Source organism: Pseudodesulfovibrio indicus (assembly GCF_001563225.1).
Classification (GTDB): Bacteria; Desulfobacterota; Desulfovibrionia; order Desulfovibrionales; family Desulfovibrionaceae; genus Pseudodesulfovibrio; species Pseudodesulfovibrio indicus.
This window is the reverse complement of the sequence record NZ_CP014206.1, coordinates 1315447-1341791: the sequence shown is the minus strand read 5'-3', so window position 1 is coordinate 1341791 and position 26345 is coordinate 1315447. Positions and strand designations below refer to the sequence as shown.

The following is a 26345-nucleotide window of genomic DNA, read 5'->3' as shown; positions in this document are numbered from 1 at the left end:
CCTCGGACCCCAAGCAACTTCCCCGGAGGGAACCAATGAAAAAACTTCTTACGACGCTCCTGGCGCTGGCCGTGATCTGTGTCGCCCTGCCCACCGCGTCCAGGGCCGAGGTGAAGCTGACCTACTCCAACTTCTTCCCGCCCACCAACCACCAGTCCCAGCTGGCCGAGGCGTGGTGCAAGGAAGTGGAGAAGCGTACCGGCGGCAAGGTGGTCATCGAATACTACCCCGGCGGGACCCTGTCCAAGGCGGCGCAGTGCTATGACGGCGTGGTCGAGGGCATCTCCGACGTGGGCCTGTCCTGCCTCGCCTATTCGCGCGGGCGCTTCCCGGTCATGGCCGCCGTGGACCTGCCGCTCGGCTACCAGACCGCGGCCCAGGCCACGGCCACGGCCAACGCGGTCTACGAGCACTTCAAGCCCGAAGAGCTGGCCGACGTCGAACCCATGTATTTCAACGGCCACGGTCCCGGCCTGCTGTTCACCGTGAACAAGCCGGTCAAGACCCTGGAGGACATGAAGGGCGAGAAGATCCGCGCCACCGGCAACTCCGCCAAGCTGGTCGCGGCCCTGGGCGGCACTCCGGTGGCCAAGCCCATGCCCGAGAATTACCAGCTCCTGCAGAAGGGCGTGGTGGACGGGTCCATGCACCCCATCGAGTCCAACAAGTCCTTCAAGCTGGGCGAGGTCTGCAAGTACGGCACGGACTCCTTCTCCGTGGCCTACACCACCGTGTTCTTCATTGTCATGAACAAGGACAAGTGGGCGTCCATCGACCCGGAATCCCAGGCGATCATCCGCGACATCAACAAGGAATGGGCGACCAAGCACGCCGCTGCCTGGGATGCCGCCGACGCCGAGGGCCGTCAGTTCTTCCTCGACCAGGGCGGCCGGATCGTCGAACTGAGCGCCGAGGAATCCGCGGCCTGGGCCGCTGCGGGCCAGCCCGTGCTGGACGGCTACGTGGCCGAGGTCGCCGAAAAGGGCCTCGACGGCAAGGCCATCCTGGAATTCACCCAGTCCACACTGAAGTAACCCCAACCGTCCGGGGCGGGCTTACGCTCGCCCCGGACGACGTTTACAGGATCAATGATGGAAGAGACCAAGCGGCTGCTGCCGCTGACGGAAAGGATAATGCGCATCATCGCCGCGGCCTGCCTGGTGGGCATGGCCGCCATGACCGGTGCGGACGTGGTCATGCGCGGGGCGTTCAACACCCCCATCTTCGGGTGCGAGGAAATCGTCTCCATTCTCGGCGTCGTCGCCGTGGGATTCGCCCTGCCCTACGCCCACTACCAGAAAAGCCACATCGGCGTCGAAATCCTGGTCCGGCGGCTGCCCAAGCGTGTCCGCGACGTGTTCGGGCTGGTCACCAACCTGGCCACCCTGTTCCTGGCCGCGATCATCACCTGGCGCATGTACGATTACGCCGGGACCCTGTCCGAATCGGGCGAGGTCTCCATGAACCTGGAGCTGCCCGAGTACATGGTGGTCTACGTCCTGGCCTTCGGCTTCCTCGTCTATTCCGTCTGCCTGCTGTCGGACATCGTCAAATATTTCACCGGACGCAGGGGGTAACCATGGAACCGACCACCGCCGGAATCATCGGCATCGTCATCATGGTCTTCCTGTTCATGACCCGGATGCCCGTGGCCTTCGTCATGATGCTCGTGGGGTTCGTGGGGTTCTCCCTGCTGACCTCCTGGAAGGGCGGCCTGAACCTCATGAGCCGCAACATCTACGACGCCTTCGCCTCCTACGAGCTGTCCACCATCCCGCTGTTCATCCTCATGGGCCAGATAGCCTTCAACTGCGGCATCTCGCGCCGCCTGTACCAGACGGCCTACCGCTTCCTGGGCAATACCCGGGGCGGGCTGGCCATGGCCACGGTCTCGGCCTGCACCGCCTTCGGCGCGGTCTGCGGGTCCAGTCCGGCCACCGCCGCGACCATGTCCACGGTCGGCATCCCGGAGATGAAGCGTTACGGCTACGCCAACTCCCTGGCCGCCGCGTCCGTCGCCTCGGGCGGCGGGCTGGGCATGATCATGCCCCCGTCCGTGGTGCTGATCATCTACGGCGTGCTCACCGAGCAGTCCATCGGCGCGCTCTTCGTGTCCGGCATCCTTCCGGCCATCCTGCTGACCTTCCTGTTCATCGTGGGCATCTACCTGCAATGCAGGATAAACCCGGCTCTCGGCCCCAAGGGCGACACCTTCACCTGGCCCGAGAAGCTGCGCTCCCTGGCCAACCTGATCGATACCCTGCTGATCTTCGCCCTGGTCATCGGCGGCCTGTTCCTGGGGTGGTTCACGCCCACCGAGGCGGCCAGCATCGGCGTCATCGGCGTGCTCGCCCTGGCCGTGGTCAAGCGCCAGCTCTCCTGGGAGGCGTTCGTCAACTCGCTCTACGAGACCCTGCGCACCTCCTGCATGGTCTTGGTGCTCATCGCGGGCGCGGTAGTCTTCGGCAAGTTTCTGGCCGTGACCCGCATACCCTTCGACATCGCCAACTGGGTCTCGGGCTTCGACATGCCGCCGTTCGCCATCATGGGGGCCATCATCCTGATCTACTTCATCGGCGGCTGCTTCATGGACTCCCTGGCCCTGATCATGCTGACCATCCCGGTCTTCTTCCCGGTGGTCACGGGCATGGGCTACGACCCCATCTGGTTCGGCATCATCATCGTGCTGGTCACCGAGATGGGCGTCATCACCCCGCCCGTGGGCATCAACGTGTACGTGGTCTACGGCATGTGCCAGAAGATCGCTCCGGACGTGACCCTGGAGGACGTGTTCAAGGGCATCCTCCCGTTCATGCTCTCGATCATCGTGGGCATCGCCCTGCTCTTCCTGTTCCCACAGATCATCCTGTTCCTGCCGGGACTGATGTACTGATCCCAAACGACGCAAAAAAGGCCCCGGATTGCTCCGGGGCCTTTTTCTTGCCGCGCCGTGCGGCCCTAGTATCGAGCCAGTTCCTCCCGGTCGCCGTCCGCCCCGCCGGAAGGCAGGGCCGCTTCGGCCCGGGCGGCCGTTGCCGCGTACTGGGCCGAGGCCCGCCCCTGTCCGCAATCGAAGAAGGACATCATGCGGCGCAGGGATTCGGCCTGGCCGGCCAGTTCCTCGGACGTGGCCGCGACCTCCTCGGCCGCCGAGGCCGTCCCCTGGGTCACGGCCTCCACCTGGGACACGGCGGTGCCGATCTGCCGGATGACATCGTGCTGCTCCTCGCAGGCGGCGTTGATCTCGTCGATCAGTTCGGAGGTCCTGGTGATGTCCGGCACCAGCTCGCCGAGCATCTGCACGGCCCGGTCCGCCACGTCCACCGTGGACCCGGAAAGCTGTCCGATCTCCCCGGCGGCCCGCCCGCTGCGCTCGGCCAGCTTGCGGACCTCGGCGGCGACCACCGCGAACCCCTTCCCGTGCTCGCCCGCCCGCGCCGCCTCGATGGCCGCGTTCAGGGCCAGCAGGTTGGTCTGCCGGGCGATTTCCTCAATGATCGAAATACGCTCCGCGATCTGCTTCATGGCTTCCACGGCCTGGACCACGGCCTGGCCGCTGTCGGACGCCTTGCCCGCGGCATCGGACGCGATCCGGGCGGTCTCCCTGGAGTGGCCCGCGTTGCGGGCGATGGAACCGGATATCTGGGTGATGGAGGCGGACAGTTCCTCCACACTGGCGGCCTGCTCGGTGGCGGACTGGGACAGGGTTTCCGCCGTGGCCGACAGCTCCTCGCTGCCGGAGGCCACGTTGCTCACCGCGTCGTCGACCCCGAAGACCACGTCGCGCAACCGCAGGACCATGTCCCCCATGGCCGAGAGCAGCGCCCCGATCTCGTCCCTGCCCGAGGATTCGACGTCGCGGCTCAGGTCGCCTTTCGCCATGGCCCCGGCCACGGACACGGCCGAGGACAGGGGGCGGGTGATCATCCGGGACAGCCGCCAGCCCACGAACAGGGCCAGGATCATGGCCGCACTCACCCCGGCGTAAATGGCCGCGTCGGACTCCGTAACGCTGAAGGAAAGGTTGTCGTCCGCCATGCCGCCCACTTCGTGGAGCATGGCCATCATCTCTTCGCCCACGCCGTCGACCCGGTGGTCCTCGGCATTGATCTCCTGCAGAATGCGGGCCGCGTTCTCATGGCTCTTCATGGCCGTTGCCGCCGCCTGCTGAAAGACCTCGTCGTGAATCCTGGCCATCTGTTCGGTCAGGGTGCGCAGGTCCGGCTCGTCCACGGGCATGATGATATCGCTGCCCACCTTGCCGCCGTTCAGCAGCGCACCCACCTGTTCGTCGAACTCGGCGACCGTTTCGGCGAACCGGGCCCGGAGGATTTCGAACTCGGCCTTGTCCTCGGCCTGGACGAATTCCTCCAGCACGATGCGCGCGCGGCCGATGCCCGCCTTGATCTCCATGCCCATGTCGGCCCAGGAAATCTCCTTGGAGAGGATGTCGAAGGCGTCCGCCCCGTCGTTCAGCCGCCGGTCCAGGTAGGCCGCCACCTCCTCCTCGAACTGCTCGCAGGAACGGATCACCGAACGATAGGCCTCCTCCATCCGGGCCATGCCCGCCTCCCGCTCGCCCAACGCGGTAAAGGACTCGCGCTTGAGGGCCAGAACCCGTTGCACGCCGGGTTGAAAGTCCTTGGCGCGCAGCTCCCCGATCCGCTTCATTCGTTCGCGGATGGCCGCGTCGCGGGTGGCATGGAGGGTGCGCTTTTCGTCGGTCCAGCCGTCCACGATGCCCCCGGCGAACAGGTCGTATTCTTCGGAAAACCGTTCGTGCTCCTTCCAGGACCGGTCCAGCTCGGCCGGTGTCTCGGCGTCGAGCATCTCCATGAGTATCTGCATCTCCGAACGGACCGTATATTCCAGCGTGGCCGCCCCCTCGGACACGGAGGCCGCGACCACCATGCTCTGCTGGAAGGTTTTGACCAGCGCTCCCGTGAGCAGGAACAACAGGACGATGACGGCGAACCCGCCGATGATTTTGACCCCCACCCTGACGTCGGACAATCGCATACACTAATCCTCGGCATTAACGTTTATCCCGGACGGAAATCCGCCCGGTGCAAATAATTCTACCGAATTATAGAGTATTAACTTCTGAAATATTTATTCAATTATAATCTAAGAAAGGAAAATACCCTGTAAGACTAGGCCACAGAAGACGCTTCGCAGCGGATGCGCCGGGCGTTGAGCCGCCCGTCCATGTACTGGGCCAGGGCCGCCACGGCCTGGTCCGAGGTGCGGAAGGTGCACAGCCCAACGGACTTGAGCCGATCCACCAGCGGGTCGTACTGACGGCCGCCGTCCACCACGCCGATGACCGGGGTGTCCAGGGTCGGCAGCAGGGAGGCCAGGAGCGCGGCGATGGACCGTTCGTTGTCCATGGTCAGGGGAGTGTCCGGGTCGGCCAGGGTGCGCATGACCGGAGACATGGGGTCCAGCCCGGCCACCACGGCGTCCACCCGGGGGTCCGTGGCCAGCAGCCGGATGGCCTCGGCGTGCACGTGGTCGTCCGCGCCGGGGGTGATGTCCAGGGGGTTGGCCACGGTGACCAGCCCGGACAGCCCGTTCTCGGCCATGAGCACGGCCAGCGCCTCGCGGGTGGGGCCGGAGAGCGGGGCGAGGCACATGGAATAGTCGTCGCTCTGGATAGAGTCGGCCATGCCCACGGCCTCGAATCCCGCGCCGGACATGGCGGCCAGCCGGTTGGAGCCGATGGTCTTGCCGCTCAACCGCTCGGCCAGCATGAACAGGTTCTCGAACTGGGTGAAGGAGCGGGCCACGATGGCCCCGGCCTGGCGCACGCAGGACTCGCACACGGCGTAGTCCCCGGCCAGGGAGGCGGTGTGCCCGCTGGTGGCGGACTTGCCCTCCGGGGTCCGGCCCGCCTTGTAGAAGACCACGTCCTTGCCCGCGCACACCGCCCGGCGCACGCTGCGGCAGAACGCCAGCCCGTCCATGTCGTTGAACCCCTCGGCATAGACCGCGATGACGTCCACGTCGTCGGAGTCCGCGAAATGCGCGACCATGTCGCCAAGGGTCAGGTCGGTCTGGTTGCCCATGGAGACCATATAGGCCGGGTTGAGCATGGGGCATTGGGAGAGCCGGGTGAGCATGAACGCCCCCGACTGGGAGATGAAGGCCGCGCGGTGGGGCGCGCCCGCCGGGAAGTCGGGCAGCTTCTCCTTGGGGATGAACCAGGTGTCGTACCCGCCGGGCCGGGAGACCACGCCCATGCAGTTGCCGCCCAAAAAGACCGGGCCGCCGCCCGCGCCGTGGGCCTCGTCGATGCGGGCGATGACCGCCGCCGCCCGGTCGCGGCTCTCCTCGGTCTCGCCCAGGCCTCCGGGAATGAGCATCACGGATTCGGCGCAGTCCAGGGCCACCAGTTCGTCCACCAGGGCCGGGACCTGGGGAGCGCCCACGGCGACCACGAACAGGTCGAGCCTGCGGTCCAGGGACTTCAGGTCCGGGACGCAGGCCACGCCGTCGATCTCGTCCGCCCCGGGGCGGACGATGCGCACCTTGGCCGGGTCGAACCCGGCGGCGAGCACGTTGTTGAGGATGATCCGCCCGAAATTCATGCGCGAGGCCGAAACCCCGACGATGCCGATGGACTCCGGCTTGAGCAGGGAGCCGATCTTGCCCACGGGACGCGGGGCGCGCACCGTTCCCGGCGCCGAGAACCGGCACATGCCGTCCAGGGGAACCATCAGGTAATCGGCGTAGGCAAAGGGGTTGATCTCCAGCTCCTCGATGTGGAACGGCGCGTCCGGGTTCTCCGGGGAATAGTGGTTGGCCATGTCGATGAACGAGGAAAAGCACTCGATGAGCTGCTCGTCCGTGACGATGCGCCGCTGCCCGCGCGTCAGCCCGGCCAGCTTGCGGTAGGAGATGGTCTTGCGGAACAGCTCGAAAAACTGCGCCCCGTCGGTCAAGGCCGTGGAGGAGATGGTCACCGCCTGGCCCTTGCGAAATCTTTCGGCATACAACTCGGTGTCTGTTCCGCCGAGTCCGGCAGTGATGACGGCGCCGAATTCCCGAGTCTTGCGGATTCCGACCAGGAGTTCGTTGCCGAACGCCGTGGAGTCCGGCTCCATGAACTGGACCATGAGCACGCCGCGCAGGTCACGGGACACGGCCGAGGCCAGCGATTCGCCGCTCAACCCCCGGTATCCTTCGGGCGCTGCCTCGGGCCGCCGCTCCAGGAAGGTCGCGTAGTTCTCCGGCACCTCGTAGAGCATGCGCCGCCAAGCCGAGCGGATGGCGTCGGGCCGGTTCTCCACCACGCGCACGCCGCCCACCTCGGTCTTGTGCACGATGGTCGGGGAGACGATCTTGAGCACCACCCGGTCGCCGGGGAGCACGGCCAACTGCTCGTCGCGCAGCCGGGCGGACCGCTCCAGCAGCACGCAGCGCGGCGGCGTCTCGGCCCCGGACGCCTTGAGCAGGTCGTAGACCTCGTACTCGAACAGCGAGTCGCGGCCCTGGCCGTGGGCCTGTTCGAAGAGAGCGTCAATGGCCTCGAAATTGATCTCCACCTGCACCGAACCGAAGGCGAAATGGGGGTCCGCCATGATTGCCTCCTTGGGCGGCTATTGCCTGCCGCCGTACTCCGCCGTGTCGTACCGCTTCAGGATTTCATCGTAAAGGCCGCTGGCCCGGATGGCGGCCAGCCCCTGGTCGAACCGTCGGCAGAGCGAGGGGGTCCCGAAGACCACCTGCCGCGCCTGCTCCTGGAACAGGGGGGCCATGACCACGTCCTGGTCCAGGTTCACGACCCTGGCCACGGGCGTGGACTCCAGGCGATCGCGCCAACAGAGAAAGACCCGCCGCTCCGAGATGACCGCGTCCACGCGGCCGGAGAACAGCATCCGCACATGCAGGGCCTGGTCCGACAGCTCGCTGTAGAGGTCGTTGCCCCTGGCGTAATCCGCGAACTCAGGGCCGAGATAGTTGCACGCGTCCTGAAATCCCAGGACCACCAATCCGTTGAGGTCCTCCAGCAAATCGAACCGCAGATGCCGGCTCGCCAGGCTGACCACATGGTTGCGGAAGGCGATGGTCGGCTTGGAGCCGTACACACGGCGTCCGGCGATCTTCTCCAGATCGTAGCCCACGCTCAGGGCCAGGCAGTCCACGTCCCGCCCGGCAAAGGCGATGGGCAGCCGGAGGTTGGGCAGGAAGGAGAATTCGACGCTCACCCCGGCGGCCTTGAACGCCTCGCGGATGATGTCGACTTCGAGCCCCGAATTCTCGGCCCGCAGGACGTAGGGGGCGATGGAGAACCCCATGCCGACCCGGACCGACTCCGACGGTTCTGCGGCGGAGGCGGTAGGGAACCCGGCGAGGAGGAGCAGGGCGAACAGGAGAAGACGAACGGGGTTCGGCATGAATGCTGTTTACGCAAATATACAGCCAGAGTCTACCGCCCCCCGGTCACAACCAGGTCACGCCCGGCTCGGGGCGCGGGGGGATGGCCTGGTTCCGCACAGCGGGATGGCCGAGCATGAGCGCGCCGTAGACCCGGGCGTCGCCCTCGGCGCCGAGCCGCTTGGCGATCACCGGGGAATTGGCGGCGGCGATGAGCGCGTAGCCGCACCAGCAGGCGCCCAATCCGTGCGCGTTGGCGGCCAGCTCCAGGTAGGTCACGGCGACGACCGCGTCCTCCCTGGGGGTGATGCCCTTCCTCGGCCCCCAGGCCACGGCCAGGGCGGGGGCGTTGCGGCAGATCATGTCCACGCCCAGGTCCCAGACCCGAACGATGCCCGGAAGGTGCAGGGCCGAGGCCAGCGGGGTGTCCGCCTCGATCTCCTCGCGCATCCACTCCGCCACCGCATCGGCGATTTCGGCCACCTTGTCCGTGCCCAGGGCCACGGACCAGCGCGTGGGCCGCGCGTTGTGGCCGGACGGACAGTACTCGGCGGTCCGCAGCAGCCCTTCGACCGTTTCGCGCTCCACGGGCCGGTCGCGGAAGGCGCGCACGGACCTGCGGCCGCGCAGGAACTGCTCGATCTGCTCCGGCTCGGGCCGCAGCGCCCGGTCCAGGGGCGTGGACCCCGCCTTGAAACGGTCCAGGCGGATGGCCTCCGCAGGACACACGGCCATGCAGTGGCCGCACTCCAGACAGTAGAGATACTTCTTCTCGTGGGGCTCGGGCAGCCCCCCTTCCTCGAAAACGATGCATCCGGCCGGGCATACGGAGGCGCACAGCCCGTCCCGTTTGCACCGGGTCCTGTCGATGGTGAACAACATGGAATACGCTCCTTTTTGCAACCCCGGCATTGTGGCCGTTTGCCGGGCCGGGGGCAAGCATTGCGTTGACCAGTGGATGGTTTTGCCGTATTTCCTGTGCCACGGACAGGACAAGGGATTCCGTCCCCAAGCGACTTACCGACCCCCAGCGGTCCAGCCATACCACGAGGTTTATTTCATGAGCACCAAACCCGAGGCCCCGGAAAAGGGCAAGGACTTCATCCGGCAGATCATCGACAAGGACCTGGAGAAAGGGGCCTACGGAGGCCGCGTCCACACGCGCTTCCCCCCGGAACCCAACGGGTACCTGCACATCGGCCACGCCAAGTCCATCTGCCTGAACTTCGGGCTGGCCCGCGACTACGACGGCAAGTGCAACCTGCGCTTCGACGACACCAACCCGGTCAAGGAGGACGTGGAGTACGTGGACTCCATCCGCGAGGACGTCCGCTGGCTCGGCTTCGACTGGGACAACAACTTCTACGCCTCGGACTACTTCGAGCGGCTCTATTTCATCGCCGAACTGTTCATCAAGATGGGCAAGGCGTACGTCGACCACCAGACCGCCGACGAGATCCGCGAGAACCGCGGCACCCTCAAGGAGCCGGGCGTGAACTCCCCCTACCGCGAGCGGTCCGTGGACGAGAACCTGGCCCTGTTCCGGTCCATGCGCGCGGGCGAGCTGCCCGACGGCGCGTGCATCCTGCGGGCGAAGATCGACATGGCCGCGCCCAACGTCATGATGCGCGACCCGGCCCTGTACCGCATCAAGCACGCCACCCACCACCGGACCGGCGACGCCTGGTGCATCTACCCCATGTACGACTTCACCCACGGGCTGTCCGACGCCATCGAGGGCATCACCCACTCCATCTGCACCCTGGAGTTCGAGAACAACCGCCCGCTGTACGACTGGTGCGTGGACACCCTCATGGACGGGCTGAAGCGGACCGAGCTGTTCGGCGAAAATGCGGCCATATATACTGAACTGGCCGCGCTGCCCGGCTTCACCGACCGCCCCCGCCAGTACGAGTTCGCGCGGCTGAACATCACCGGCACCGTGCTCTCCAAGCGCAAGCTCATCCAGCTGGTCAAGGAAAACCACGTCAACGGCTGGGACGACCCGCGCATGCCGACCATCTCCGGCTTCCGCCGCCGGGGATTCACCCCGGAATCCCTCCGCGATTTCTGCGACCGCATCGGCGTGGCCAAGGCGGACTCCATGGTCGAGTACCCGCTCCTGGAGGCCTGCCTGCGCGAGGACCTGAACAAGCGCGCCCCCCGGTACATGGGCATCATGGACCCGGTGAAGATGGTCATCGAGAACTACCCCGAGGACCAGGTGGACGAATTCGAGATCGCCCTGAACCCCGAGGACGAGTCCTACGGCACGCGCACCGTGCCGTTCTCCCGCGAGGTCTGGATCGAGCGCGACGACTTCATGATCGACCCGCCCAAGAAGTTCTTCCGGCTGGGACCGGACCGCGAGGTGCGGCTGCGCGGGGCCTACTACGTCCTGTGCACCGGCTATGAGACCGACGCCGACGGCAACGTGACCCTGATCCGCGCCACCTTCGACCCCGCCTCCAGGGGCGGCTGGCTGGAAGGCGGCCGCAAGGTCAAGGGCACCCTGCACTGGGTCTCCGCCCGCCACGCGCTCTCCGCCGAGGTGCGCAACTACGGGCCGCTGTTCACCACCGAGAACCCCAACGCGGTGGAAGAGGGCAAGACCTTCGTGGACTACGTGGACCCCAACTCCCTGGAGATTCTCGCGGACTGCAAGGTGGAGCCGGCCATGGCCGACCTGCCCGCCGGGACCAACCTCCAGTTCGAGCGCACCGGCTACTACTGCGCCGACCTGCGCGACCACAAGCCGGGCCAGGCCCTGGTCTTCAACCGCACCACCACCCTGCGCGACACCTGGGCCAAAATTCAGAAGCAGACTGCCTAGAAGCAAGCAGCTATAATACTTACAAAAAGGCCGCCGCAAGCGGCCTTTTTTTCGTTCCGGGCATTATTTTTACTTTTTCCCGCTTGACACTGATTGCACAATCAATCTATACAGAAATCAACAGACTGATTGCACAATCAATCGATACAGGAAAACCGACCGATGACAAAGAAGGAAGCCATACTCAGCGCAGCCCAGGAGGCCTTTGGCCAGCTGGGTTTCCACGCCGCCACCGTCAAGGACGTGGCCGGTCGCGCCGACGTGTCCTTCGGTCTGGTTTCCCACTATTTCGGCAGCAAGCAGGAGCTGTTCCTGGCCGCCGGCTTCGACATGGCGGACCGGCTCATCGCCCGCCTGGGCGAGGCCACCGCGGATGCCGAAAACGGGCTTGAGGCCATCCGGGCCTACATGACCGCCTATTTCGATTTTACCGAGCAGCACCGGACCGGTTTTCCCGTCCTGCTCCGCTGCTCCCCCTTCAGCCACATGGAGCCCGGTGTCGACGGCGCCAAGGTGGCCGAAAAGTTCAGCGTCTTCATTGACCTGCTGAAACGCTGCGTCTCCAAAGGCATCGAGGACGGCTCGATCCGCTCCCTCCCCACGGAGCAGACCGCGCTGATCATCTACGGCAACATCGTCGGCTCGGTCCGCACCAGCCTCCTGTCCCCCTACGAGTCCGACAACCTCTTCGCCGAGACGATCAACCACGTGGAGCGCAGCCTCACACACAGCCCCGGCACGGGCGGCTGTTAAAAAAGCCCGGCATGTCGTTGAAGCATTGAGACGGATCGACAACGGTACGAAAGAAACGAGGTAAAGAGATATGTTCAATAACCTTACCGCATCCAGAATTTTGGAGATCGTCCTGGGCACCCGCGCCTGGGTCAATTACATCGACTCCTGGAAGACCTGGTCCCAGGACTGGGCCAACAGACAGAATTCCTAAACAGCACCCTTAGTCCCGAACGGATCACACCTCCTAAGGCGCACAGAAATGGACCGCAACCCACACCTGACAGCCTGACGATACGTTTCGGACGACCCGGCGCCAGCCGGGATCCAGGGAGCCGCGAAAGCGGCTCCCTTTTTTTGCGCCGCCATACCGCCTTCCCGCTTGCCCCGCCCGAATTCGATTGCCCCGCAGAGGATGCCCCGTCGCGCGTCACGAGCGCGCCGAATGACGCGAATCCCTGGCGCGACACCGTGCGCACCGCCATGAGCGCCCGCCGCGTGGAGTTGTCCGACATATGTCGCAAATGCGACACACATGTCGCAGTTGTCGCACTGCGACACATTGTGCGACACATGTGCGACACCTGTCGGGAAACAAACAAATCTTTAGAGTTTTTATAACCTATCGAAATGGCGAATTATAATAAAAATAACGAGATTGTGGCACGGCGGTTGCTTTATTAGCTCCAACAACTCGCCACAAACCATCAAACTCTGCGGGAGGGCACGATGTTTGAAAAGAACGTAACCAAGGTTGTCCAGGACTGCATTCTCGACAGCGGCATTCAGGCCAAGATCGTTGCACAGAAGATCAACAAGCCGTATTCGACCCTGATGCGGGAAATCAATCCCTTCGACGCCAGCGCCAAGCTGGGCGCGGAGACCCTGCTCGAAATCATGAAGGTGACCCACGACGTCCGTCCGCTCCAGTTCATGGCGACGGAGATGGGGTTCACCCTGGAACAGGGCATGGCCTAGATTTCCGAACAGGTGACCATTTTTCCGGCCGGGCCTTGCGCCCGGCCTTTTTTTGCCCTTCGCTCAGCCCGGAAGAAGCGGAGAAACCCGCTTGTCTCCTTGCCAAAATCGCCCGATCAGCTTAGAAATATGCTGTATCCAAAAACCCGAGGGCTGTAACGACCGATGCTTTCCATTCCCAGAACGAGGCTCACCGCGGCAGGCTCCCTGAGCCGGAGGGCCAAGCTCGCCCAACTGGCCTTCATCACCGCCATCGTCCTCGTTTTCTCCTGCGCACTCATCCTGTTCAACGCCTACCGGCTGCATGTCCGGCTGGCCGAGCGCGCGGACAGCATCGCCCACCTGGCAAAGACCAGCCTGGCCAGCGCGGTCTGGCAGGTGGACCACGCCTCGGCCCGCGACTTCATCGACGCCGTGCTCCAGGACGAGGACGTGGCCTTCGCCCAGGTGGTCACCGGCCGCGAGATCATGGCTTCCAAGTCCCGCCCCCGGTTCACGGGCCACGACTTCGAATACTTCGCCCGCGACAAGCGGTTCCTGACCCGGTCAGTGGAGATCCGCAAGTACGGCGACTGGATCGGCTCCTTCAACCTGGCCATGTCCACCGAAGGCTACATCCAGGAGATGGGCATGTACGTGGCCCTGACCTTCGCCCTGGGGCTGCTCCTCATCCTGGCCCTGACCGTGGCCGCCATCCGCTACATGCGGAAACATTTCCTCAACCCGCTCACCGCCCTGGAGGAGTCGGCCACGACCATCGCCGACGGCAATCTCGACGCCTCCATCGACACCTCGGCCTCCAACGAGCTGGGCAGCCTGGCCCGGGCCATCGACGACATGCGCCAGTCGGTCAAGCACCTGATCAACGACCTCAAGGAGGCCAACGCCAAGCTCCAGAATCACCAGAACCTCCTGGAGAGCACGGTCAAGGAGCGCACCGAGGAGCTCAAAAGCAAGAACGAATCCCTGAACGCAGCCCTGGAGGATGTGCGCAGCGCCAAGAAGGCCGCCGAAGTGGCCAACCTGGCCAAGAGCAGCTTCCTGGCCTCCATGAGCCACGAGATCAGGACGCCCATGAACGCCATCCTCGGCATGGCCGACATCCTCTGGGAGACCGAGTTGTCCGAGGCCCAGGCCCGTTACGTGGACGTCTTCCGCACCGCGGGCGAGAACCTGCTGGAGATCCTCGACGACATCCTGGACCTGTCCAAGATCGAGGCCGGACACCTGGAGCTGGAGCACACATGGTTCGTGCTCGGAGAAGTCCTGGACAAGACCTGCGGGGTGATCAACACCAAGGCCGAACAGAAGGGGCTGACCCTTTCCTGCACCATGGCCCCGGATATCCCGTCCCGGCTGACGGGCGATCCTTCCCGGCTGCGCCAGATCCTCATCAACCTGCTGGGCAACGCGGTCAAGTTCACCGACAAGGGATCGGTCAGTCTGGCGGTCGATCTGGCCGCCCAGGAGGGCGAGCAGGTCCTGCTCCACTTCTCCATCACCGACACCGGCGTGGGCGTGGCCGGAGACAAGCTCGGCGCGATCTTCGAGGCCTTCACCCAGGCGGACAGCTCCACCACCCGCCAGTTCGGCGGCACCGGCCTGGGGCTGGCCATCAGCAAGGAGCTGTCGCACATGATGGGCGGCCGCATCTGGGCCGAGAGCACGCCGGGCAAGGGCAGCACCTTTCATTTCACGGCCCGCTTCGGCACCGCAGGGCAGCCCGCGCAGGCCAGGACGCCCGACCAGACCGACGAAACAGCCGCGCTGCCGCCCATCAACATCCTCATGCTGGAGGATTCCAAGTACAACGCCTTCGTGACCCAGATTTACCTGCAATCCACCCCCTGCCGCCTGACCGTGGCCGAGGACGGCAAGACCGGGGTCGAGATGTTCAAGAAGGGCGGCTGGGACCTGGTGCTCATGGACATCCAGATGCCGGTCATGGACGGTTTCCAGGCCACCCGAGCCATCCGCGACTGGGAGCGGGAGCAGAAGCTTCCGCCCACGCCCATCGTGGCCATGACCGCCTTCGCCCTGGACGAGGACGCCCGGCGCTGCCGTGACGCGGGCGCGGACTACCACCTGCCCAAGCCGGTCAAGAAAAGCGCCCTGTTCGAGACCATCCACCTGCTGGCCGGGAAGGATGGGAAAGAGCCTGGAGGAACGGACCATGACTGACGCGCGCCTGATCTGGTGCCACGGCTCCCTGAGCACCCCCTGGGGGACCAAGAGCCTCGCCCTGGCCGAAACCGCCAAGGGGTTGGGACTGACCATGGAGGGGCCGGACTTCTCGGACCTCGATGACCCGGACCTGCGGGTGGAACGGCTGGCCGGGCTGCTTCGGGAGGACGACCGGCCCGCGATCCTGGCCGGGTCCAGCATGGGCGGCTACGTGGCCGCCGCTGCCGGGTCCGGCGCGGCAGGACTGTTCCTGCTGGCCCCCGCCGTGTATCTGCCCGGCTATGCGGTGCACGTCTTTTCCGGCCTGCCCGACCGCGTGACCGTGGTCCACGGATGGGACGACGACATCGTTCCGGTGGACAACTCCGTCCGCTTCGCCCGGACCCACAACGCCGCCCTGCACGTCCTTGCGGACAACCACCGGCTCGAACATTCCACCCCGGAGCTGTGCGCCCTGTTCGCCCGGTTCCTGACCGACGTCCTGGAGGCGTCCCGACCATGACCCGCTCCGCCGCCCCGCTGCTCGCCCTCCTGCTCGCCCTGTTGGTCTTCCCGCCGGCGGGCGGCTCCCCGGCCCGCGCCCAGGACGACTTCCCCCTGCGGCCCTACTACCCGGAGGTCCCCTGGATCACCACGGAACGGCTCATGGCCGACTACGACGCCGCCGTGGTCGTGGATATCCGCTCGCGCTTCGAATACGAGGTGGCGCACATCAACAAGGCCGTGCTCCTGCCCCTGACCGAGGAGGACTTCAGCCAGAAGCTCGAGTACCTGCGCCCCAAGCAGGCGTCGGAACCCATGGTCTTCTACTGCAACGGGCACTCCTGCGCCAAGAGCTACCAGGCAGCCCAGATCGCCCTGTCGCAGGCCTTCGAAAACGTCTTCGTCTACGACGGCGGCATCTTCGACTGGATCAAGGCCGCGCCGGAACGGGCCACCCTCATGGGTGAGACCCCGGCCCGCGAGGACAGGGTCATCTCCAAGACTACCCTGAACCGCAGGCTGATATCCTACCAAGAGTTCGCCGAGGAAGCGGCCAGGCCCGGCACCGTGGTCATCGACATCCGCGACCCGTTCCAGCGGGACGTGGTCCCCAGGCTGCCGGACATCCGGGCCATTCCCCTGGACCCCCTGCTCGACCTGGTGACCTCGCGCATCTGGACCGAGAAACGGTTGCTCTTCTTCGACGCGGTGGGGAAACAGGTCCTCTGGCTCCAGTATTTTCTCGAATCCTACGACTATTTCGACTATGCCTTCCTGGACGGCGGCATCCGCCCCATCGCCGGGGACCCCGCCCTGGTCAAGCCGGTCATCGAGGTGGACCGGACCGTGGCCAGCGACCAGGCCCGGCTCCTGGAACTGACCGCGGACCAGCGGCTGGACAATGCCGACCGCAAGGTGGTCAGCTACCTCCTGGCCAACATCAAGTTCGACAACTACGTGGTCATCGACATGGGCAAGGTCAGCGAGGACACCGGAATGACGGAAACCATCCTCTTGAAATCCATGCGCAAACTGACCGAGGACGGGTATGCCGTCCACTCGGTCATGCAGGGCATGCTCATCGTCCAGGTGGACCCGCGACTGGCCTGGAAAGGGGAAACCGGAGACCCGCTCTGGAAGGACAAGGTCGAGGAATTCGACCGGGTTATAGGGAAATAGCCGACATGCGCACCCATATACGACCGCCCCGCCTCGCCCTGTTGGGCGTCCTGCTCCTGGCCCTCATCCTGCCCGCGCCCGCCTCGGCCCTGGAAAAGGCCACCCTGATCCTGCAATGGCTGCCCCAGGCCCAGTTCGCGGGATTCTTCGCGGCCAAGGACCTCGGCTTCTACGAGGAGGAGGGCGTCGACCTGACGCTCCTCTCCGGCGGGCCGGACATCCTGGCCAGCGAATACCTGGAGTCCGGCAAGGCGCAGTTCGCCACCATGTTCCTGGCCACCGGCATCCAGCGGCGCGAGAACCTGCCCATCGTCAACATCGCCCAGATCGTCCAGCGCTCCGCCCTCATGCTCATCGCCATGAAGTCCTCGGGCATCACGTCCTTCCAGGACCTTGAGGGCAGGAAGGTCGGGCTGTGGGCCAACGAGTTCCAGACCCAGGCCCGCGCCCTGTTCCGGCAATACGGCATCAACGCCACGGTGGTCCCGCAGACCTCGTCCCTGGACCTCTTCCTGCGCGGCGGCGTGGCCGCTTGCTCGGGCATGTGGTACAACGAGTACCATACCCTGACCACCTACGGACTGGACCAATCCGACCTCCAGCCCCTGTTCTTCAACGACGCGGGGCTGAACTTCCCCGAGGACGGCATCTACTGCCTGGAAAAGACCGCCGAGCAGCGGCCCGACCTGTGCCGGGGGCTGGTCCGGGCCACCATCCGGGGCTGGCAATACGCCTTCGCCCACCCGGAGGAGACCCTGGACATCGTCATGCAGCGCATGCGGGCGGCCAAGGTCCCGGCCAGCCGCGTGCACCAGCGCTGGATGCTCCGGCGCATGGAAGACATCATCATGTCCGACATGGACACCACCCTGGGCGTGCTCCGGAAGGATGACTTCGAGAGCGTGGCCAAGGCGCTGGTGGATACCGGTTTCCTGGACGAACACGTCCCATACGAGGATTTCTACAAGGGGATGGCGCAATGAAACGGTATCCCATCGCCTTCAAGCTGACCTTTTTCATCCTGAGCTGCGCCTTCGTCATCGTGGCCGCCATCGTGGCCTACAACTTCACCGCCTCGCGCGGGATCATCCTGTCCCAGGCCGAGGAGAACTCCCGGCTGCTCGTGACCGGCACCGCCGAACGCATCGACTCGGTCCTGTCCGGGGTCCAGAAGGTGGCCGAAAACATCGCCTTCTCCCTGGAGGACGCCACCCTGTCGCGCAAGGAGATCCTCGACCTCAACCGCCGCGTCCTGGCCAACAACCCGGAAATCTACGGCATGGCCATCGCCTTCGAGCCGTACTTCCTGGAGCGCGACAAGCTCTACTTCGCCCCCTACTATTTCCGCTCGGGCGGGCGCATCGGCTTCACCATGCTCGGCGACGCCCATTACCGGTATTTCTACATGGACTGGTACCAGATCCCCAAGGAGCTGGGCCAGAGCGTCTGGACCGAGCCGTACTTCGACGAGGGGGGCGGCGGCGTGATCATGGCCACCTATGCCGTGCCCTTCTACCGCACCGTAGAGGGGAGGTCCGTGTTCGCGGGCGTGGTCACCGCCGACATCTCTTTGGAATGGCTCCAAAAAATGGTCGGCTCCATCCGGCTGTTCGACACCGGCTACGCCTTCCTGCTGTCGCGTCACGGGACCTTCATCACCCACCCCGACGACAACCTGGTCATGAACCAGACCGTCTTCTCCCTGGCCGAGGAGCGCGGCTCCGAGGAACTCCGGCAGTTGGGCAAGCGCATGCTCTCCGGCGAACCGACCTTCGCCCCGGTGGGCAAGGTCATCGACGGCAAGGAGAGCTACATGTTCAGCCAGGGGCTGAAATACGGCGGCTGGTCCATCGGCATCGTCTTCCCCAAGGAGGAGATGCTGGCCGGAGTCTACAGCCTGTCCAAATCCATGATCATCATCGGCGTGATCGGCTTCGTGCTCCTGGTCCTGGTCACGGTGGGCATCGCCCGGCGCATCACCCTCCCCCTGCGCGAGCTGTCCGGCTCCGCCCGCGAGATCGCCTCCGGCAACCTGGACCTCATGCTGCCGGAGATCCGGGCCAACGACGAGGTCGGCGACCTGGCCGACTCCTTCCGGTACATGAAGAACTCCCTCAAGGACTTCATACGCGACCTGACCTCCACCACGGCGGCCAAGGAGCGCATCGAGTCCGAACTGCGCATCGCGCGCGAAATCCAGATGGGCATCCTGCCCAAGCTCTTCCCCGCCTTCCCGGACCGCAAGGAGTTCGAGGTGTTCGCCTCCATCGAACCCGCCAAGGAGGTGGGCGGCGACCTCTACGACTTCTTCTTCGTGGACGAAAAGCACTTCTGCTTCCTGGTGGGCGACGTGTCCGGCAAGGGCGTGCCCGCCGCCTTCTTCATGGCCGTGACCAAGACCCTGCTCAAGGTCGTGGCCGAGCGCGGCCTGGACCCCGGCGAAATCCTGACCAAGGTCAACGCGGACCTGGCCTCCGAAAACGAGTCCTGCATGTTCGTGACCCTGTTCCTGGCCATCATGAACATCGAGACCGGCGAGACCCGCTACGCCAACGCGGGCCACAATCCGCCCATCTACCTGCCCTGCGGCGGCAAGCCCGAGTGGATTCCCCCGCTGGGCGAGCCGGTGGCGGGCATCATGGACACCATGGTCTACACCACCAAGACCATGACCCTGCGTCCGGGCGACATCGTCTTCATCTACACCGACGGCGTGACCGAAGCCATGGACCCGGAGAAAACCCTCTTCTCCGAAGACCGGCTCCTCGGCCTGCTGACCAAGGACGACGAACCGTTCGCCCCCAAACTGGTCAAGGACGTGGCCGCGGCCATCAAGGAATTCGCCAGGGGCGCGGAGCAGTCCGACGACATCACCATGCTCGCCATGCAGTTCATGGGACAGTGCAAAAAATAGATTGATCTATACTTCGTAGGTCAACCCGACCCTGATCAAAACGCTATTTCCACCCTCGCGGACTCGGAAAATCTGTTTTTTTATCCTGAAAAGCCCCCCATCTGGCCTTCTTCTGACAGCATCTTTGCTTTCTTTTCAATTTTCGTTGACGCAAAAGAGGAAAAAGGGATAACGTCTTTTACATGGCAGAATATCCAACATGTGGGGGGTAAACATGTTCGAGAAAAACCTGACTAAGAAGGTCCAGGACGTGGTCCTGGAGGGACACATCCCTGCCAAAGATGTCTCCCGTGCGATCAAGAAGCCGTATTCCACGCTGCTTCGGGAACTCAACCCGTTCGACGCCCACGCCAAGCTGGGCGCCGAGACCATGTTCGAGATCGTCAAGGCGACGCGCAACGTCTCCGTGCTCGAATTCATGGCCAGGGAAATGGGGTACACGCTGATGCCGGTCCTCAAGACCGCCCGGCGTCCCAGGCAGGAGGATGCGGTTACAAAGGTCCGCGAGCGGGAAGCCACCATGTAGCGGTCCCGCACCCGCCGACTCCCCGCTGCCCGGGGCATGCCGCGCATGCCCCGGGCAGCGACGCTTGGTCCGCCGCTTTCATTTTGACTTTGCGCACCGTTTGGTTTCTACTGTCCAAAGCAATCCAACGCTCCAAGGAGGAAGGGCATGTCCCAGGATACATTCAAAAAAGCACTCGCCGTCGGCCGCCCGCCGAACGTCGTCAAAAATTTCCCCAACTCGCAGGCGCTCATCGTCAGCGGCAAGGTCATCGACCGCGCCATGCTGGCCAAGGGCCAATGCATGACCATCGCCGCCAACGGCCGCAACCTGTTCATCATCGAAGGCGCGCTCATGGCCGCGCAGAAGGCCAACGCCGCCCTGATCATCGAGATCGCCCGCAGCGAAGCCACCTACTGCCCGACCACCCTGTGGAACGTCGCGCGCCGCGTGGACTACGCCTGCAACAAGCTCGGCATCACCATCCCGGTGGCCGTGCACGCGGACCATTACTTCATGAAGAAATGGGACGACGTGGCCCCGGCCAAGGCCGAGATCCCCACCGTCTTCGAGTCCGGCGTAACGTCCATCGCCATCGACGCCTCGCACATGACCGATGACCTCAACCTGCTCGGCAACCTGGCCGTGTCTTCCTCAATCCCGGCCTGGGCCGGATACGAGACCGAGATCGGCGAGATCAAGGGCGAGTTCGGCCTGTCCAGCCCGGTGGAGGCCAAATACCTCATCCAGGGCCTCAACGCCCACGGCCTGTGCCCCGACTGGATCGCCCTGAACAACGGCACCACCCACGGCATCGAGGCATCCGGCGAAGGCATCCAGGTGGAACTGACCGCCGAGATCCACCAGGCCCTCAAGGCCTACGGCACCTCCGGCGCCCAGCACGGCACCTCCGGCAACGACTCCGCGAGACTGCGCGAGATCGCGGCCAAGACCTCCACCACCAAGGCCAACGTGGCCACCGCCCTGCAGATGATCTCCTGGGGCGTGAAGGTCAACGAGTTCGGCAACGCCATCATGGACGGCGACCGGTTCGCCAAGGTCTCCGGCCAGGGCGTGGAAGACGCCCTCTGGGACGAAATGGTCGCCTACGCCGACGCCAACGGAATCAAGGGCGGCAACTACAAGAAACTCAACCTGGTGTTCGAACGCCGCTGGCAGGGACAGGCGGAAGCCGTGCGCAACCGCATGTCCGGCGCGGTCATGGACTTCGTCTACGACCTGCTCGTCAATGTCTTCAACGCCAAGGACACCGCCCCCATCGCCTGCGACCTGATCCTCGAAGCCGGCTCCTACGACCTCGGCCCCAAAGCCGAACGGTTCGAAGACCCGGCACAGTGGACCGAAGAAAAAATCAAGGCCATGGCCGCCGAGATCGACACCGACAAAGGCCCCAAAGGCAACTTCGACGACTAAAGCCGATACGCCCGACAACAAAAAGCCCCCGCCCGGATACTCCGGGAGGGGGCTTTTTTATCCGAAGCTCCAGCACGCCGCCTTGACTCATCCTGCTTTCCGCCGTCTTGACCGGCGGCGTGGGCAACCGTCCCCCTGCTCCCGCACCTTCGCCGCAGGCGACAACGGGATTCCAAAGGGCCCCTGCCCTTTGGCCGCCGGAGGCGAAATCACCCGACATATCCGCCGCAGGCGGCCTCCCCTTCCTCTCCGGCCTTTTACCGGAGACGAAAGACCGCCGCCTACACGTTGAACAGGAAATGGACGACGTCGCCGTCCTTCATGACGTATTCCTTGCCTTCCACGCGCAGCACGCCTTCGCTGCGGCATTTGGCCTCGGAGCCGTGCTTGACGTAGTTGTCGTAGCCGATGACTTCGGCGCGGATGAAGCCCCGTTCGAAGTCGGTGTGGATGACGCCCGCTGCGCGCGGGGCCTTGTCGCCGTCGTGGATGGTCCAGGCGCGGACCTCCTTCACTCCGGCGGTGAAGTAGCTGATCAGCCCCAGGGAGCGGAAGCCGGTATGGATGATCTGGTCCAGGCCGGACTCGGTGATGCCGTAGGATTCCAGGAACTCCTGGTACTCCTCGTCTTCGAGGCCCACGAGCTCCTCTTCCATCTTGGCGGAAATCTTGACGAACTCCGAGCCGCGCTGTTCGGCCAGAGCGCGCACGGCCCGGACGTGGTCGTTGTCCTCGGCCACGCCTTCCTCGTCCACGTTGGCGCAGAAGATGACGTTCTTGGCGGTGATGAGCCGCAGCTCGGCCAGCAGTTCGGGCAGCGCCTTGGCGTCGCTCTCGAAGGTGGCGGCGGGCAGCCCCTTGTCCAGGTGGGCCATGAGCTGTTTGCCGGCCTCGATCTTCGGGCCCAGGGACTTGTCGCCCTTGAGCATCTTTTCCATGCGCTCGATGCGGTTTTCCAGCACCTGGACGTCGGCCAGGATGAGTTCGGTCTCGATGATCTCGATGTCGCGCAGGGGGTCCACGGAGTTGGCCACGTGGATGACGTCGTCATCGTCGAAGCAGCGGACCACGTGCAGGATGGCCTGGGTCTCGCGGATGTTGGCCAGGAACTTGTTGCCCAGCCCCTCGCCCTTGCTCGCGCCCGCCACCAGCCCGGCGATGTCCACGAAGTCCACGGTGGAGCTCTGGACCCGCTGCGGCTTGACCAGCCCGGCCAGCACGTCGAGGCGCTTGTCCGGGACCGGGACCACGGCCTTGTTGGGTTCGATGGTGCAGAAGGCGTAGTTCGCGCTTTCGGCGTTCTGGGCCTTGGTGAGCGCGTTGAACAGGGTGGATTTGCCCACGTTGGGCAGGCCGACGATACCGATGCTGAGGGACATGAAAACTCCGGTGAGATGAATTGCCGGGCAGGAACGCCCGGCGGGGGACTCAGTACCCCGGTTCGCCGAGGGAGGCAAGTGATAATCCGGTAACGAAAAAGGCCCGCTTGAAGCGGGCCTTGTGTTCGTGCGGTCTGGGAGCGGCTATTTCTTCGGCCGCCGGGCCTCCACGCTCTTGCCGGGCTTGAGCTCGAAGGGCTGGCCGTAGATCTCCACGGGCAGGGTCTTGTCGCCCTGGTGGAAGGCGGTCATGTTGACGCGGTCCTGCTCGATGACCAGGTCGAACCAGGTGGATTGCCAGATGAAGGAGAGGCGCATTTCGCCCCAATGGCTCGGCGGGTCCGGGGCCACCTGCATGGGGGTGGCCGAGAGGTTCAGCCCGGCGAAGTCCTGCTTGGCGACCTCCAGGGTCCCGGCCATGACGCCGGTATGGATGCCCTCTATGGTGGTCCCGCCCTGGGTGTCCCGGATGTCCGACTCCATGGCCTCCATGAACCAGTCCCAGGCCACGTCGCTGGGGTAGATGTACTTGGCGATGACCGCGTGGACCACCTTCGACAGGGTGGAGCCGTGGCTGGTGCGCTTCTCGTAGAAGTCGTAGTTGCGCCGGAGCAGCTCCACCGGGTCGTCCACCGCGTGGCCGAGCTGGCGAAGGATGCGGGCCACCTCGTCCGGCTCCAGGATGAACCAGGTCATCAGGGTGTCGGCCTGCTTGGCGACCTTGTAGTTGTCCGGGCTGTCGCCTTCGGCCTTGAGGATGCGGTCCATGCGGTGGATGGAGTAGAACCGCTGACGGTAGGAGTCCCAGTCCAGCTCGGGCAGGTCCATGTAGCCGTCGAACTGGCTGACGATGCCGTCCTCGGTGACGATGACGTTGAGCTTGGTGGTCATCTCGCGCCACTTCTCCACCTCGGCGTCGGTCAAACCGATGCGTTTGGTCACATGGGCGCGCACCTTGGGCGGCAGGATGTCCAGCACGGACAAGGACTTCTCCATCAGCCAGACGACCATGATGTTGGTGTAGGCGTTGTCGCGCAGGCCCGGTTCGCCGGAGCCCGGCAGGGACTCGTGGAATTCGTCCGGCCCCATGACCCCGTCTATGTGGTACTTGCCGGTATCCTCGTCCAGGGTGGCGATGGAGCCCCAGAACCGGGCGATGTCGAGCATCAGTTCCGCGCCGTATTCGCGCAGGAAGGTCTGGTCGCCGGTCCAGGAGACGTAGCGCCAGGCGTTGACGAAGACCGCGATGGAGACGTGCCGCTGGCGGCGGGAGAGGTCCGGGCCCCAGTCCTTGGACTCGGGGTTGTAGTGTACCTCCTGGGTCTCCTCGCTGCCGTCGTCCGCGGTCTGCCAGGGGAACATGGCCCCGACGTAGCCGTTCTCGCGGGCGTATTCCCGGGCCGCGTCCAGCCGGTTGTAGCGGTACATGAGCAGCGCCCTCGATATCTCCGGGAAGTTGGAGTCGAAGAACGGCAGGATGTAGACCTCGTCCCAGAAGATGTGGCCCCGGTAGGCCTCGCCGGACAGGCCGCGGGCGGGCATGCCCGCGTCGCGCCCCACGTTGTGCGGGCTGGCCGTGACCAGCAGGTGGTAGATGTGCAGGCGCAGGACCCGCTGGACGAACCGGTCGCCCTTCACGCGGATGTCCGCCTTCTGCCACAGCCCCTTCCAGGTCTTGGCGTGAGGCCCGAACACGCCCTTGTACGTCTTCACCGGCTTCAGCCCGTCCTGGCACAGCTCGCGCAGGTCTCCCGGCTCGCGGTCCAGGGAGGTCCGCACAAAAACGAACTTCTCCAGGCAATAGCAGTGATTCTCCTGCACCTGGAGGCAGATTTCCTCGGAGACCATGGCCCGGTCCTGAACCACCTCCTTGCGGGTCTCCACGGCTTTCCCGTCCTCCAGCACGCGGGTCTTGGCGGCCATGACGATCTGGTAGCGGGAGTGGGAGGTCTCCATGTGCAGATAGATGCCGTCCTTGGTCTTGCCGCCGCCCACCCGGTTCAGGTGGTGGGTGTTCAGGCTGTTGTACCGCGCCACGCCCTCGTTGCTGACGTTGCCGTCCAGGGAGGAGCGGAAGGTCAGCTTGGCCGAGTAGTTCAGCGGGGTGAAGTCGAACTGCATGGCCAGCAGGTGCGGGTCGGCCATGGAGGCCACGCGCCGGGAGGAGATGCGGGTGATGCGGCCCACCGGGTCCTTGACCACCAGGTGCCGCTCCATGACCGCCTCGCGCATGTTCAGGCGGTGGGAATAGCTCAGTATCTCCATGGACAGCGGGCTGACGAACTCGCCGTTGCCGATGCGGAAGGCCACGGGCAGCCAGTTGGGGCAGTTGACCAGGTCGTTGTTCCAGATCTCGCGCCCCTCGACCATGCTCGGGGTCTTGTTGAAGATGCCGGAGATGTAGGTGCCGGGATAGAAGTAGTAGGACGAGCACTCGCACTCGTAGGCCCCGCGCGAGCCGAGGTAGCCGTTGCCCACGGTGGTCAGGGTCTCGCGCAGCTTCTCGTCGCCCGGCTCGAAGCCGTGGTAGGAGAGGAACCACTCGTCCGTGGCCATGCCGCTCTCGAACCACTCGATGAGGTCGTCCACCGTGATCTCGCCCAGGTCGGAGACCACCAGGTCCGCGCCGAACCGGCGGAGCATCTCGCCGCCGATGTTGCGGGCCACGCCGAGCGTCAGGCCGAAATTGCCCGCGCAACCGGCCTGCACGCCGGAGATGGCGTCCTCGACCACCACGCACTCGCCTGGGGTCAGCCCCATTTTTTCGGCGGCGGCCACGAAGATGTCGGGGTCGGGCTTGCCCTTGAGGTCCAGCTCGGCCGAAACCACGCCGTCCACATGGGCGTCGAACAGGTCGGACAGCCCGGCCAGCTCCAGGACCAGGGACCCGTTGCGGCTGGAAGTGGCCAGGGCCACCAGCACGCCGTGCCGCTTGAGGTCCTCCACCAGGTCCACGGAGGTGGAGAAGACCTCCGGCCCCTGCTCCTTGAGAATCTCCTGGAACAGCTCGTTCTTGCGGTTGCCGATGGCGCAGACCGTGTCGAAGCCGGGCGCGTCCTCCGGGTCGCCGGGATCAAGGCGTATGTTGCGGGACTTCAGGAAACTGAGCACGCCCTCGAAGCGCGGCTTGCCGTCCACGTAGTTCTGGTAGTCGGCGGTCCGGTCGAACGGTTCGAACGGGGTGTTCGTCGCGTCCGCATGGTGCTTGAGGAAATCGTTGAAGGCCGTTTCCCACGCCTGGGCATGCACCCTGGCGGTTCGTGTTATGACGCCGTCGAGATCGAAGACCACGCCTTTGAGTGTGATTGCTGCCACGGATCACTCCTTGGATTTTCGGTTCCTTGG

Annotated in this window: 20 protein-coding genes; 14 read left to right on the top strand and 6 right to left on the bottom strand. The window is 64.8% G+C overall.

Annotated elements, in window-relative coordinates; translation table 11 throughout:
- The first annotated feature begins 35 nt into the window (after window positions 1-35).
- From AWY79_RS06215 to AWY79_RS06205, 3 genes are read left to right on the top strand one after another with little or no spacing between them, the layout of a single operon-like run.
- Window positions 36-1034, top strand: coding sequence for a TRAP transporter substrate-binding protein (locus AWY79_RS06215; protein ID WP_066801684.1), 999 nt, complete (start codon window positions 36-38; stop codon window positions 1032-1034).
- A 57-nt stretch (window positions 1035-1091) separates the two neighbouring features.
- Window positions 1092-1577, top strand: a complete 486-nt coding sequence (locus tag AWY79_RS06210) for a TRAP transporter small permease (RefSeq protein WP_066801683.1) — start codon at window positions 1092-1094, stop codon at window positions 1575-1577.
- A 2-nt stretch (window positions 1578-1579) separates the two neighbouring features.
- Entirely contained in the window at window positions 1580-2893 is a 1314-nt protein-coding gene (locus tag AWY79_RS06205; RefSeq protein ID WP_066801678.1) for a TRAP transporter large permease, read from the top strand.
- A 65-nt stretch (window positions 2894-2958) separates the two neighbouring features.
- Here AWY79_RS06205 and AWY79_RS06200 read toward each other — a convergent pair whose 3' ends face one another.
- The 4 genes from AWY79_RS06200 to AWY79_RS06185 form a co-directional block, all read right to left on the bottom strand.
- Window positions 2959-5019 carry a methyl-accepting chemotaxis protein gene (locus AWY79_RS06200; RefSeq protein ID WP_066801677.1) on the bottom strand — a complete coding sequence of 687 codons (2061 nt, stop codon included), beginning with the start codon at window positions 5017-5019 and terminating at the stop codon, window positions 2959-2961.
- A 134-nt stretch (window positions 5020-5153) separates the two neighbouring features.
- The gene (locus AWY79_RS06195; protein ID WP_066801676.1) at window positions 5154-7583 is read right to left on the bottom strand and encodes an acetate--CoA ligase family protein; all 2430 of its coding nucleotides are present in this window, start codon (window positions 7581-7583) and stop codon (window positions 5154-5156) included.
- A gap of 18 nt (window positions 7584-7601) precedes the next feature.
- Complete coding sequence (locus tag AWY79_RS06190) at window positions 7602-8399, bottom strand: substrate-binding periplasmic protein (protein ID WP_078063640.1); 798 nt, start codon at window positions 8397-8399, stop codon at window positions 7602-7604.
- Window positions 8400-8445: 46 nt separating this feature from the next.
- A complete protein-coding gene (locus AWY79_RS06185) occupies window positions 8446-9261 on the bottom strand; it encodes a nitroreductase family protein (protein ID WP_066801669.1) in 816 nt (271 codons plus the stop codon).
- 178 nt (window positions 9262-9439) lie between these two features.
- Here AWY79_RS06185 and AWY79_RS06180 point away from each other — a divergent pair, with 178 nt between their 5' ends.
- The 11 genes from AWY79_RS06180 to AWY79_RS06135 all read left to right on the top strand — a co-directional run bounded on the left by AWY79_RS06180 (window position 9440) and on the right by AWY79_RS06135 (window position 21621).
- Window positions 9440-11212, top strand: a complete 1773-nt coding sequence (locus AWY79_RS06180; RefSeq protein WP_066801668.1) for a glutamine--tRNA ligase/YqeY domain fusion protein — start codon at window positions 9440-9442, stop codon at window positions 11210-11212.
- A 162-nt stretch (window positions 11213-11374) separates the two neighbouring features.
- Complete coding sequence (locus AWY79_RS06175) at window positions 11375-11965, top strand: TetR/AcrR family transcriptional regulator (protein ID WP_066801667.1); 591 nt, start codon at window positions 11375-11377, stop codon at window positions 11963-11965.
- 70 nt (window positions 11966-12035) lie between these two features.
- On the top strand, window positions 12036-12158 hold the full coding sequence (locus tag AWY79_RS19525; RefSeq protein ID WP_257721332.1) for a hypothetical protein: 123 nt from the start codon (window positions 12036-12038) through the stop codon (window positions 12156-12158).
- A gap of 515 nt (window positions 12159-12673) precedes the next feature.
- Window positions 12674-12922, top strand: coding sequence for a phage regulatory CII family protein (locus AWY79_RS06170; RefSeq protein ID WP_066801666.1), 249 nt, complete (start codon window positions 12674-12676; stop codon window positions 12920-12922).
- Window positions 12923-13087: 165 nt separating this feature from the next.
- The gene (locus AWY79_RS06165) at window positions 13088-15103 is read left to right on the top strand and encodes an ATP-binding protein (protein WP_066801661.1); all 2016 of its coding nucleotides are present in this window, start codon (window positions 13088-13090) and stop codon (window positions 15101-15103) included.
- The gene (locus tag AWY79_RS06160) at window positions 15096-15608 is read left to right on the top strand and encodes an alpha/beta fold hydrolase (protein WP_066801660.1); all 513 of its coding nucleotides are present in this window, start codon (window positions 15096-15098) and stop codon (window positions 15606-15608) included. The genes AWY79_RS06165 and AWY79_RS06160 overlap by 8 nt, the downstream gene beginning before the upstream one ends.
- Window positions 15605-16768 (top strand): rhodanese-like domain-containing protein, encoded by a 1164-nt coding sequence (locus AWY79_RS06155; protein ID WP_066801658.1) that lies wholly within the window; start codon window positions 15605-15607, stop codon window positions 16766-16768. Before AWY79_RS06160 ends, AWY79_RS06155 begins: the two co-directional genes overlap by 4 nt.
- 5 nt (window positions 16769-16773) lie before the next feature.
- Window positions 16774-17751: an ABC transporter substrate-binding protein gene (locus AWY79_RS06150; RefSeq protein WP_066801656.1), complete on the top strand. Its 978-nt coding sequence runs from the start codon at window positions 16774-16776 to the stop codon at window positions 17749-17751.
- The gene (locus tag AWY79_RS06145; RefSeq protein ID WP_066801653.1) at window positions 17748-19682 is read left to right on the top strand and encodes a SpoIIE family protein phosphatase; all 1935 of its coding nucleotides are present in this window, start codon (window positions 17748-17750) and stop codon (window positions 19680-19682) included. Before AWY79_RS06150 ends, AWY79_RS06145 begins: the two co-directional genes overlap by 4 nt.
- Window positions 19683-19896: 214 nt before the next feature.
- A complete protein-coding gene (locus AWY79_RS06140) occupies window positions 19897-20208 on the top strand; it encodes a phage regulatory CII family protein (protein ID WP_066801652.1) in 312 nt (103 codons plus the stop codon).
- Window positions 20209-20355: 147 nt separating this feature from the next.
- Entirely contained in the window at window positions 20356-21621 is a 1266-nt protein-coding gene (locus AWY79_RS06135) for a class II fructose-bisphosphate aldolase (protein ID WP_066801650.1), read from the top strand.
- Between the two features lie 281 nt (window positions 21622-21902).
- Here AWY79_RS06135 and ychF read toward each other — a convergent pair whose 3' ends face one another.
- On the bottom strand, window positions 21903-23000 hold the full coding sequence (gene ychF / locus AWY79_RS06130; protein WP_066801648.1) for a redox-regulated ATPase YchF: 1098 nt from the start codon (window positions 22998-23000) through the stop codon (window positions 21903-21905).
- A 144-nt stretch (window positions 23001-23144) separates the two neighbouring features.
- Entirely contained in the window at window positions 23145-26315 is a 3171-nt protein-coding gene (locus AWY79_RS06125) for a beta-phosphoglucomutase family hydrolase (protein WP_066801646.1), read from the bottom strand.
- Window positions 26316-26345 lie beyond the last annotated feature (30 nt).